This window comes from Corallococcus carmarthensis (genome assembly GCF_003611695.1).
Classification (GTDB): Bacteria; Myxococcota; Myxococcia; order Myxococcales; family Myxococcaceae; genus Corallococcus; species Corallococcus carmarthensis.
Genome location: NZ_RAWE01000285.1, coordinates 1 through 10,854, shown reverse-complemented (window position 1 = coordinate 10,854; position 10,854 = coordinate 1). Strand labels below are relative to the sequence as shown.

The 10,854-nt window shown below is 72.1% G+C and carries 8 protein-coding genes; 2 read left to right on the top strand and 6 right to left on the bottom strand.

Translation table 11 applies throughout. The features are described from left to right. Window positions 1–158: 158 nt before the first annotated feature. Window positions 159–3,359 (bottom strand): AAA family ATPase, encoded by a 3,201-nt coding sequence (locus D7X32_RS47700; protein WP_120607804.1) that lies wholly within the window; start codon window positions 3,357–3,359, stop codon window positions 159–161. After that, window positions 3,356–4,606, bottom strand: coding sequence for a metallophosphoesterase family protein (locus D7X32_RS40175; protein WP_120607803.1), 1,251 nt, complete (start codon window positions 4,604–4,606; stop codon window positions 3,356–3,358). Before D7X32_RS40175 ends, D7X32_RS47700 begins: the two co-directional genes overlap by 4 nt. Window positions 4,607–4,892: 286 nt before the next feature. Between D7X32_RS40175 and D7X32_RS40170 the strand changes: the two genes are divergently transcribed. Continuing rightward, a complete protein-coding gene (locus D7X32_RS40170; protein WP_120607802.1) occupies window positions 4,893–6,242 on the top strand; it encodes an outer membrane beta-barrel protein in 1,350 nt (449 codons plus the stop codon). Between the two features lie 50 nt (window positions 6,243–6,292). Here D7X32_RS40170 and D7X32_RS40165 read toward each other — a convergent pair whose 3' ends face one another. From D7X32_RS40165 to D7X32_RS40155, 3 genes are all read right to left on the bottom strand, one after another. Beyond that, the gene (locus tag D7X32_RS40165) at window positions 6,293–6,733 is read right to left on the bottom strand and encodes a hypothetical protein (protein ID WP_147450462.1); all 441 of its coding nucleotides are present in this window, start codon (window positions 6,731–6,733) and stop codon (window positions 6,293–6,295) included. Between the two features lie 146 nt (window positions 6,734–6,879). Beyond that, window positions 6,880–7,839, bottom strand: a complete 960-nt coding sequence (locus tag D7X32_RS40160) for an SAM-dependent methyltransferase (RefSeq protein ID WP_171450032.1) — start codon at window positions 7,837–7,839, stop codon at window positions 6,880–6,882. Then, complete coding sequence (locus D7X32_RS40155) at window positions 7,836–9,179, bottom strand: sensor histidine kinase (protein ID WP_120607800.1); 1,344 nt, start codon at window positions 9,177–9,179, stop codon at window positions 7,836–7,838. The genes D7X32_RS40160 and D7X32_RS40155 overlap by 4 nt, the downstream gene beginning before the upstream one ends. Before the next feature lie 296 nt (window positions 9,180–9,475). Here D7X32_RS40155 and D7X32_RS40150 point away from each other — a divergent pair, with 296 nt between their 5' ends. Continuing rightward, the gene (locus tag D7X32_RS40150; protein ID WP_120607799.1) at window positions 9,476–10,096 is read left to right on the top strand and encodes a hypothetical protein; all 621 of its coding nucleotides are present in this window, start codon (window positions 9,476–9,478) and stop codon (window positions 10,094–10,096) included. A 4-nt stretch (window positions 10,097–10,100) separates the two neighbouring features. On the opposite strand, the gene D7X32_RS40145 is transcribed toward D7X32_RS40150, so the two are convergent. Beyond that, window positions 10,101–10,844: a class I SAM-dependent methyltransferase gene (locus tag D7X32_RS40145; RefSeq protein ID WP_120607798.1), complete on the bottom strand. Its 744-nt coding sequence runs from the start codon at window positions 10,842–10,844 to the stop codon at window positions 10,101–10,103. Between the last annotated feature and the right edge of the window lie 10 nt (window positions 10,845–10,854).

Below are 10,854 nucleotides of genomic sequence, written 5' to 3'. Positions count from 1 at the left end.
ATTCCTTCCACCATCGAGTCGAGGTACTCGCGCAACTCCTCATCGAGTCGCTTCAGCGTCCGCCGGTCCATCACGACCGTAGATCATGATCGACCGGCAGCTTCAACAACCGACTAAGTGGTACTAGGAGCGTGTCCTCCCGCTTCCGGAAGCCGTGACTACCCGCCGGAGACCACCCGCAGGGGTTGGGGACCTTCGCGGGGAGGCTTGGTGGCGCCGGGCAGCTCCAGCACGTGGGCGCCTTCGGCTTCGAAGTGTTCGCGCAGCCACGGGTGGCAGGTGAAGGCGATGACCTGGTGGTGCTCCGCCAGCCTCGCGAAGAGCCGCACCGCGCCCCGGGCCCTTTCCGGATCGAAGTTCACCAGCACGTCGTCCGTGATGAGCGGCAGCGCGCCCCGCGTCTCCCCGAAGTCGCGGATGACGGCCAGCCGGAACGCGAGGAACAGCTGCTCCCGCGTGCCCCGCGACAGCTGCTCCGCGCTCCAGTCCCTGGCGCCGTCGCTCACGCGCAGCTCGCGCGCATCCCCGGCTGGGATGAAGACGCGGCGGTAGCGTCCCGCCGTCAGCTCCGAGAACAGCTCGCTGGCCAGCTGGATGACGCGCGGCTGCTGTTCCTCCTCGAACCTCCGGCGCGCCCGGCCCAGCAACGCCAGCGTCAACCGGTCCGCCGCGTAGCGCGTGGCCAGCTCCGCCGCCTTCGCCCGCAGCGTCTCCTCCTGGATGCGCAGCCGTGACACGCGGTCGTCGTTCTCCCACTGCGACAGCTGCGTCTTCAGGCTGCCCTGCTCCGTGAGCACCGCCTTGTGACGCTCGCCCTCGGAACGGTGGCGCTCGCGCAGCGTGGCGAGCCGTTCCTTCAAGCCCGTCTCACCGCCCGCCGTGTGTACCTCCTCGTGCGCCGCGTTCTCGCCCAGGCCGGTGAGTGCCTGCACCCGCTGGACGTGCTCGCGCACCCGGGCCGCCAGCTCCGCGTACCGGCGGGCCTGCACCGCGCGCCGGCGGAAGGCCGCTTCGTCCTGGCAGCCTCCTTCCGCGAGCAGGGCCTCCCAGGCCTGGTCCTCGTCCAGCACCAGCTGGTCCAGCCGTGCCTTCTCCGCCAGCAGCTCGCCGCGCTGACCGTCCAGGTGGCGTTGATCCGCTGCCCGGGAGCGCACCTCCTCCAGCGCCACGGATACGCGCGCGGCCACCGTCTCCGCGGGCCCTGGGGGCATGCCCGCTGCCCGAGCCTCCTGGAGGAGCCGCGCCGTCACCGCGTCGCACGCGGCCTCCGCCACCGTGAACTCCTCCTCGTCCGTGCGCAGGTCCAACAGCCGCTGCCGCAGCGCCGCGGCATCACGCCACAGCGTCAGCGCCGACGCCGCGGAGAGGGCCTCCGGGAAACGCCGCGCCACGAGGAACGCGACCCACTCCTCGCGCAGCACCTCCTCGCGCTGGCCCGCGCGCAGCCGTGCCTCCTCCATGCGCTGGTCTTCACGCACCGCCGTGTCCCAGGCCATGCGCAGCGTGTCCTCTTCACGCAAGAGCAGCTCGCGGCGCTCGGCCTGCGTCAGCAGCTCCGCGAGCAGTGCCTCCTGCGCGGCCAGGTCCGCCAGCGATGCTCCCGGGGACAGTCCCGCCGCTCCGGATGCGTGCAGCAACTCCCGTTGGAGCAATTCCTCTCTCGCGCACATCGTGGCCTGCACCGAGCGGAAGCGCTCCTCCTCCTGCTGCCGCCAGCGATGCCGCGCCGCCTGGGCTTCCAGGCTGGCGTGCCGCGCCGCCTCCACGCGAAGGCGCACGAGCAGCAGCAGCCCCACCAGCATCAGGCCGCCCACCGCGCACAGCATGCCCACCGTCACGTTCGCGACCCATGTCGCGAGCACCGCGAACCCCAGCGCCACGCCCGCCGCCGCCACCACCCACGACAGCGGCAACAGCGAGCGCAACGGCACCGCGTCCGTGGGCGCCCGCACGCCGTCCATCTGGCGGCGCTGCTCCATGCGCTGCTCCGCCAGCCGCTCCAGGTCCCCACGCACCGCGCGCATCCGTCCCACCGCCGCCTGCCGCTGACGCACCTGCGCGGGCTTCGCCTCGGGCAGGGCCTCCACCTCCGTCTGCACCCGCGCCAGCGCTGTCTCCAGCCGCGCCCGTTCCTCGCGCGTGCGCGCCTGCTCCATCTCCACCTGTGCGAGCGCCGCGTCCGCCGCGTCCAACCTCGCCGCGAGCGACTCGAGCTCTCCGCGCGCCCGTGCGCCCAGGTCCAGCGCCAGCAGTCCGCCCGCATCCACCGCGAGCCCCAGCTCTCCCAGCGACTGTTCCAACTGCCGCCGCCGCGACGTCAGCGACGCCCTGCGCGCGGGCAGTGCCCGAAGCGGCTCGGAGTGTCCGGAGTACGTGGCCAGCGCCGTGCGCAGGGACTCGGCGCGCTCGCGTACGGGCCATGGGGCCGCCAGCCGCTCCCGTGCTTCTTCGATGGGCATCAGCCGCTCATGCAACTGCGCCTGCTGGGCCCGGTACGTCTTGCGCCGCTGGAGCACGTCCTCCAGCCGCGTCTCCGCGCCCGGGGGGAAGGTGTCCAGCACCGGCAGCGTGGCCAGCTCCGCCCGGTCGCGCGCGAGCACCACCAGGTCTCCCAGCGCGGACTCCAGCCGTGAGGCATGGTCCAGCTCGCGCTCGGTCTGCTTGCGCGTCACCTCCAGCGCGTGGCCCTCCGCGATGCGCTCCGCCAGCCGGTCGCGCGTGGAGAAGTAGAGCGCGGGCCGGTCTCCCGCCTCGCGCAGCGCCTGCTGCACGTCCTCCAGTTCCTTCATCACGCGGTTCAGTTCGGGCTTCTGCCCGCGCGGCGCGTACAGCCCTTCTGCGTCCTTGCGCAGCCGCTCCACCGCTTCCGGCAGCCGCCGCGCGCCCTGCATGCCCGCGGCGAACAGCGCCTCCGACACGCCGCGCTGCTGCGCGAGCCGCTGGAAGGAGGACAGCTCATCCAGGCGGAAGGCGAACACCTCGAAGAACAGCTCGCGCGGCACGTCCGCCAGCGCCTGGTCGAGCAGCGTCTCCGGCAGCGGCTGCCCCTCCGGGCTCCGCACCGTGAGCGTGCCCTCCGATGCGCGCTTCCCTCCCTGGCGGTGCACCACCAGCGGGCCCGACGCTGTCTCCAGCCACAGCTCGCCGCCGAAGAGCGCGCCCTCGGGTTCGTAGCGCTCCGGCTGGCCGCGCTTCTCGAAGCCGAAGAGCACACCGCGCAGGAACGCGAGCAGCGTGCTCTTGCCCGCCTCGTTGGGCCCGTACAGCAGCGTGAGCCCCGGCCCCGGCGTCCCCGAGTACCCCCGGAAGTGCCCGAAGCCGTCCACCTGGAAGCGGTTGATGCGCAGTCCCGGCTTCATGGTGTCTCCTCGTGGAGCTGCTCCACGCCGCGCTGCCCGGCCTGCGCCACCAGCTCCGGCCGAGGCGCCTCCAGTGCATCCACGCCCAACCGCTTGAGCCGCTGCCCCAGCGTCGTCAGGTCCTCGTCGTCCCACAGCGACGCGAGCGCCGCGTCGTCGTGCGACAGCGCCTGCGCTTCATCCAGCAGCGTGCCCAGGAAGCCGCCCCCGGCGCGCACTGCCTCCAGGTCCACCTCCGGCCGGCTGCCGTCCCGCAGCGACTCCAGCAGCACCGGCGGATGCGCCCGCGCCAGCCGCTCGCGCAGGTCCGCTTCCAACTGCGTCCTCGCGCCCGGCCGCGTGAGCTCCCGGTGCAGCGGACCGCGCCCGGCCAGCGTGAGGCGCACCGCGTGCCCGTCGAAGTCCTCCGCGCAGCGTGACTCCACCACCTCCGTGGCCACGGCCTGGAGCATGTCCAGCGACGTGACACCGGAGAGCGGCACGTCCAGCCGGTGCCAGCGCACGCGGTCCACCGGCACGAACCTCCTGCGCGCGACGCCGTCCTCCACGTCCACCACCACGCAGCCGCGCTCGCCCGTCTCGTGGACGTGCCGGCCCTGCGGGTTGCCCGGGTACACCGCCACGCCGCCGCCGGGCAGCAGGTGCTCCGCGCGCGTGTGCACGTGGCCCAATGCCCAGTAGTCCAGCCCGCCCGCCGCCAGGTCCGCGGCCGTGCAGGGCGCGTAGTTCGCGTGGCCCGCGTCGCCGCCCAGGTTCGCGTGCAGCAGGCCCACGCTGAAGTGCTCACCGGTGCGGCGGAAGCGCGCGGACAGGTTCTCGCGCACCTCCACGTCCGGATAGGACACGCCCTGCACGTGGCACAGGCGCCGGCCTTCGCGCCGCACCTCCACGTCCTCCCACTCCGGACCGAACACCTTCACCGACGCGGGCAGCCCCAGGGTGCCGGTGTCGCCGCTCAGCGGATCATGGTTGCCGTGGACGATGAAGGTCTGGATGCCCGCGCGGTCCAGCCGCGCCAGCTCCGTGCGCAGCGCGAGCCTCGCGCGCACCGAGCGGTCCTTCACGTCGAACAGGTCTCCGGCCAACAGCAGGAACGTCACGCGCTCGCGCAGACACACGTCCACGATGCGCGCGAGCGCGTGGAAGGTGGACTGCTGGAAGCGCTCCAGGAGCGGGCCGTGCGTGGCCACTCCTCGGAACGGCGTGTCCAGATGGAGATCCGCGGCGTGCACGAAGGAGAAGCGCATCGTGCGGGCACCGTAACCGAGTCCCGCCGCCTACCCGACTTTCCCACCCCCAGGGGTGATGCTCGGGTGGACACAGGGGATGTACCGGGGTCGTACGCGGAGTTCACCGGCGGAAACCCGGCACGTTGGACGCGCGTTCAACCCCCTTGCGCTTCGCGCGAAGCCCCGCACCGGCACCCTGCATTTCGCACGACGCGCGGGCCCTCGCGCCTTCGCCAACCTCGCGAGGTTCCTGGAGTCCGGCGCCTTTCGCGCCCGGGTACGACGGCTGCAATCCAGCCAGGTCATGAGACCCGTCACCTCCTGGCTGCCCTGGCTCCCGTTCCTACCCGCGCTGCTGCTCGCGCCCCGTGCTCACGCGCAGTCCGAAGCCACCACCGACGTCACGCCCGACGAGCGCCCCGCGCCGCTGGCCTTCGCGGACTTCTCCTGGGTGCCCGGCAACGCGGGCGCGAGCGAGAAGCCGCTCAGCTTCGGCCCGTTCACCGGCGAGTTCCGTCTGGACACGGCGTACCACTACAGCTTCAACCGCCCGCAGGACGACACGCTCTCCGGCTCCAGCGAGGTGTTCCGCCACGGCGAGGTGCAGGTCACGCAGCTCGGCATCGGCGGAGACTTCCTCTACAAGAACGTCATGGGCCGGCTGATGACCCAGTTCGGCATGTACTCACAGACCACGCCGCGCAACGACGCGAGCCCCGCGCGCGGTCAGTGGAACCTGGACGACGCCTACCGCTACGTCTCCGAGGCCTACGGCGGCTACCACTTCGATGCGCTGCGCGGCATCAACCTGCAGGCCGGCATCTTCATGAGCTACATCGGCTTGTGGAGCTACTACAACGCGGACAACTGGACCTACCAGCCGTCCTACGTGTCGTCGAACACGCCGTGGTTCTTCAACGGCGTGCGCGCGCAGATTTACGTCAGCGACACACTCAAGATCGAACCGTGGCTGATCAATGGCTGGCAGTCGTATGGCCGCTTCAACGACGGCTATGGCGTGGGCGGTCAAATCCTGTGGCGCCCCACGGGCTGGCTGTCGGTGGTGGGCAACCAGTACTACGGCTCGGACACGCTGGGGAACCCGGACCGCAAGCGGGTGCACACCGACGACAGCGTGATGGTGAAGTACCTGGACACGCCGGGCGGCTTCGTCACGAAGGCGGCGGCGTCGCTCACGCTCGACGCGGGCTGTGAGTTCGGCGGCGGCGTGGACTGCGGTTCGCAATACTTCCTGGGCTTCATGGCGTACCACCGCGCGTGGTTCCTCCAGGACCGGCTGGCGCTGACCGTGGGCGGTGGCGCCATCACCAACCCCGGGCGCTACCTGGTGCTGCTGCCGCCCATCAACGGGACGACCGCGGCCTCCGGCACGCCGTACTTCACCGCGAACCCGGGCGACCGCTACCGGGCCTGGGACTTCCAGGTGGCCGCGGACGTCATCCCCCAGCCGTTCATCACCTTCCGCGTGGAGTTCAACCACCGCGCCGCCAACGTGCCGTACTTCTCCGGACGCGGAGGCGTCACGCCGCCCGGTGGCAACCAGGGCGCGCCGGGGTCGCTCGTGGACGGCTGGAGCCCCGACCTGGTGAAGACGGAGAGCCGCCTCACCGGCGCGTTGATGGTGAAGATTTGAAGGGAGGGGCGCGGGCGTGGCATCGCGGCCCGCCCGCGCCATCCCGAGGATTAGCGGGTGGGCTCGTTCCCCGAGCCACCCGTGTTGCCGCCCGTGTCGGTTCCGGAGCCCGGCGTCATGGATCCGCCGGTGTCGCTGCCGGTGGTGCTGCCGGAGCCACCGGAGCCCTCCATGCCGGAGCCCGAGCCCTGCTCCATGCCAGAGCCGCCCATGCCCGAGTCACCCGCGCCGCCCATGCCCGCGTCACCGGCGCCGCCCGTGCTCGGCTCCATGCCTGGCTCCATGGTGGAGCCCGTGCCCTGACCCTGGCTCGGCTCCTGGGTCGTGCCCATGCCAGGCTCGGTGCCCTGCTTGCTTCCGGAGCCTCCCGTTCCCTCCGGCTGCGCACCGGTGCCCCCGCTTTCCTGCGAGCGTTCCTTGCTCTGACACCCGGTCAGGGCCATCGCGCCCGCCACCGCCCCCAGCACCATCCATCGCGTGAAACCCTTCATGCCTGACCCCCGTGTTGGTGTGACGAACCCAAGGCTGGGGGTGGGGCCTCGCGGGAGCATCGTCCGGGGGCTGCACGGCGCTGGGCCGCCCACCCCACGTGCCATGGGGCGGGGGCTCGTCAGGCCGTCCGTGCAAGGGGCGCGGATCAGGGCTCGCGGCGCAGCACGAGCAGCGCGTACTCCAGACCCCCATCCAGCAGGCCCTGTTGCAGCCACAGGTGCTCGCGGCGCGACTCGGCGCGCACGGCGTTGAGCGCGGCGCGCAGGCTGCGTGCGTCGGTGGGGGCGCGCTCCAGGTGCTCGTGGACGAGCAGCTCCGAGCTCAGCGTCCAGAAGCCCACCGCCCGCGAGGACACGTCGTCATGCGCCTCCAGCTCCAGGCCCGCCTCGCGTGCGTCGGCGAGGAACTCGCTCACGCTGCCCAGGTGCTTGCGCCACGCGTCCCCGGACGGAGGCACCGCGTTGGGGCGCACCCAGAAGCAGTCCGCGATGGCCAGCAATCCACCGGGCTTGAGCCGTGCGTGCATGCCGCGAAGCCACTCCGCGCGGGGCAGGGCGCAGGTGTTCTCCACGGCGATGACCGCGTCGTGGAATTCGCGGCCGCGAGGAGGCTCGCCCGTGCACAGCCGGGGCTGCACGCGCGTGCCCATGCCCGCCTCCTGCACGAACCTGCGCACCTGCTCCAGGTGCGTGGGCACGGTCACCATCGCGGTCACTCGCGCGTGGTGCTCCTGGGCCCAGTACAGCGCGCTGCCGCCCAGGACACTGCCCACGTCCAGCACGTCGCCGCCGTCCGGGAAGGACCCCATGGCGCGCGCCAGCTCCGCGAGCAGCGCCTCCTGTGAACCCCTCAGGTGTTCGCGCAGCTCCGGCCCCGGCGTGCCGGGCGAGGGCAGCCGGTCCACCAGCCCCGTGTGGCAGTACACGCGGTGACCGGGGCCCTGGCGGGCCAGGCCACGCACGGCGAGGGCTTCGTGGTAGGTCCGCACGTCATACAGCGTGAGGGGAGCAGGGCCGCCGCTGGACGGGCCCCCTGTTTCATTCGCAGCCCGCCCGCGCGCGAGGGGTGTGGACGGCATCAGGGTGGAGGCGCTGAGGTGCTTCATGGGTACTCCCGGGGCAGCAGGATGCGGAGCAGGGCGCCGCCGCCCGGTCCGTTGTTCCGGTGCAGCAGGCCGCCGCTGGCGCGCAGCAGGCACTCGCTGGTGTAGAGGCCCAGTCCCGTGCCCTGGGACTTGGTCGTGTAGAGCTCCTCCGCGGGTGCGTTGAGCCGCTCCGGGGGAAAGCCAGGTCCGTCGTCCTCGATCTCCACCTCCAGTCGTCCGCTGAGCGGTTCGGTGCGCGCACGGATGTAGACCCGGGACGCGCCCTGTTCGCCATTGCCCTCGCATGCGTTGACAACCAGGTTCTCCACCACCCGGCGAAGCGTGAGCGGTCCGCCGCGCACGAGCGCGCGAGGCGTCCGGGACGGCTCCAGCTCCACGTGGATGTCCACGTCGGGGAAGCGCAGGGACACCTGGGCCTGCACGGACTCCAGCACGAGCCCCAGGTCCACGGCCTCCGGCTCCGTGCCGGCGAAGCGGCGGCTCTTGGCGCGCACCTCCTTCACCATCTCCTGGAGTTGCCGCAGGCTGTCCTGGAGCTGGCGGGACTGGTCCTCGAAGCCGGTGCGCGCGAGCACGCCGCGCTGGGTGCCGAAGGCCTTCATCATGTCCGCGGCGGTGCCGGCGTCGTGCAGCACCTGATCCATGCCCTGGTGGTGGCCGAGGATTTCAGCCATCGCCTGGGTGAGGCGGCCCACGTCGCGCTCCTGCTGCTCCACGAGCTGCGCGTGCACGGCGGCGCGCAGGCGGTCCGCGTCCGCGCGGGCCTGGTCGTAGCGCACGGCGAGCGCGCCCAGGTACAGCTGCGCGAGCACGGCCGCGGGGCCCACGACGGCGAGGAGCACGACGTGTTGAGAGCTCCACGCCAGTGTCACGGCGCCCAGCAGGGCCGCGAGCGTGCCCACCATGAGGAAGGGCTCGCGCCACGTCACCCGGTAGCGCCGGCCGTGCACCGCGCAGGTGCCGATGAGCAGCACGCCGAAGACGAGCGCCCCGGGAAACGTGGCGAGCGCCATGAGGCTCGCGAGGAAGAAGTGTTGCAGCGCCAGGCCTGGCAGCCACGCGATCCAGCTCCAGGCCGTCACGCGTCCGCGGCGCGCGTGCACGCAGGCGAAGGCGACGCGGTGCACTGCACAGGGCAGGAAGCACACGAGCGCGGGCGTGAAGGGCACGGCGAAGGAGGCAGGGAACGCGACGACGCCCACGAGCGCCGAGCCCCGGAGGAGGAAGCCCGCGAGGGGACGCACGCGCAGGGAGGCGAGGAGCCGGCCCGCGTCCTGGGCGCGCATCCAGCGGCGGAAGGCGGTCACGCCCTGGCACGAGGACACGGGCGGGGACTTCATGCGCGCGCTCCGGTGCCGGACCGCGACGCGGTAGCGAGGGCAGGGTGGTGCCCTGACGGATGCGGGTCTCCGCGATGTGGACGCATGCTGGTCAACCCCCCGGTACCAGGCACAGCCCTCAGCACGGGGAAGCAAAGGCGACGGCGGAGTTCAGGTCAAACGCGGGGGCACGGACACTGTTGGCCAGTCCGCCGACCCTGTCTTCCCGGTCAGGACGGAGTGGAGTCCGGAGGATTGCCCCTGTCCGGAGCGACAGTGCTTGGGAGGGCGTGCGGGGCGCGATAGAGGGGCGCCCCATGCGTGACAGAATCCAGACGGTGTTGCGGCAGCTGGCCCGGTCTCCGGAGTTGGAAGTGCGGTGGCTGCACACGTTGTCGCTGCTGGAGTTCATCGGGGCGCGGAAGATCTCCCGCACGGTGGCGGACCGGCATCCCTCGCTGGAGGTGCTGGGGCATCTGGCGGACGAGACGCGCCACGCGTTCACGTTCAAGCGGCTGGCCTGTGAAGTGGCGGGCCGCGAGGACGTGACGGAGTTCCTGAGCGTGGGCGCGGCGTCGGCGTGGTTCCAGTCGTTGGACCGGCAGCTGGCGGAGTGGGTGACAGGGTTGACGGGGACGACGGACGTGCACCTGCACTACCTGCTCACGACGGCGGTGGTGGAGCGCCGGGCGATGGTGCTCTACCCGCTCTACAAGGCGGCCACGCGGCACGCGGTGGTGCGCGAGGAGCTGGGGCGCGTGGTGGTGGAGGAGCAGTCCCACCGCCGCACCATCGAGGACGCCTGCCAGCAGCGCCTGTCGAAGGCCGGCACGACGCTGGAGCCCGCGCTCGCGCTGGAGGAGCGCCTGTTCGAGACGTTCCTGACGCAGCTGGAGAAGGACGTGGCCCAGGCGCTGACGGGCGCGCAGGCGGCCTGAACCGTCAGGCCCCGCCGTCCTCGCCCGGCGACGCGTCCTCCCCGTCGCCCCCCGCGCTGGACAGCTCCAGCTTCCCGCCCGTCCACGTTGCCTGGAGGTTCCTCGCCCGGCGTGCGCGCTTGCGGCTCAGCTCCACGCCCACCGCGTCCAGGCCCAGCGCGTTGGCCACCGCGAGCGCGGTGCCGTGGCCACAGAACGGATCCACCACCGTGCGCGTGCGCGTCTGCTCCAGGATGAAGCGGCACGCCACCAGGCACGCGTTGAGCCCCATGCCTCGTGTCCACGTGACTTCACCGGCTTCCGGCAACACGTCCGCCGTGGACTTGCCCGCGTCCGCCTTCAGCCCCCGGCTGAAACACAGCAGGTGCGAGTACGCCGGCCTCCCGAACGTCACCGTCCCCGGTGTCCTGCGGCACACCACCTTGTGCCAGAGCGTGTCACACCCCGCCGCCTCCGCCGCCTTCGACACCAGGTAGCCCTTGTCCACCCAGGCCCCGTCCTTCTTCACGTCGGACTGGTAGAACACCGCCACCCCGTCCGCCGGCACCCGCGACAACACCTTCGCCGCCGCCCCCACGAACCAGTCCTTCCACTGGGGCACCGTGAGCGAGGGGAACTCGGAGACGTCCGGCATCGACGCCACCACCGAACACCCCTCCAGCACCGGCCGCGCCTCCAGCCACGCGAGCGCGTCCTCGCAGTACACCGTGCGCTTCGCTCCCGACGTCCCGCTGCGTCCATCCGTCATGACGCACCCG

Bases quoted from the DNA above. Each gene is read 5' to 3' on its own strand.
- D7X32_RS47700 (WP_120607804.1), bottom strand. From the start codon at position 3,359: ATGAAGCCGGGACTGCGCATCAACCGCTTCCAGGTGGACGGCTTCGGG.
- D7X32_RS40175 (WP_120607803.1), bottom strand. From the start codon at position 4,606: ATGCGCTTCTCCTTCGTGCACGCCGCGGATCTCCATCTGGACACGCCG.
- D7X32_RS40170 (WP_120607802.1), top strand. From the start codon at position 4,893: ATGAGACCCGTCACCTCCTGGCTGCCCTGGCTCCCGTTCCTACCCGCG.
- D7X32_RS40165 (WP_147450462.1), bottom strand. From the start codon at position 6,733: ATGAAGGGTTTCACGCGATGGATGGTGCTGGGGGCGGTGGCGGGCGCG.
- D7X32_RS40160 (WP_171450032.1), bottom strand. From the start codon at position 7,839: ATGAAGCACCTCAGCGCCTCCACCCTGATGCCGTCCACACCCCTCGCG.
- D7X32_RS40155 (WP_120607800.1), bottom strand. From the start codon at position 9,179: ATGAAGTCCCCGCCCGTGTCCTCGTGCCAGGGCGTGACCGCCTTCCGC.
- D7X32_RS40150 (WP_120607799.1), top strand. From the start codon at position 9,476: ATGCGTGACAGAATCCAGACGGTGTTGCGGCAGCTGGCCCGGTCTCCG.
- D7X32_RS40145 (WP_120607798.1), bottom strand. From the start codon at position 10,844: ATGACGGATGGACGCAGCGGGACGTCGGGAGCGAAGCGCACGGTGTAC.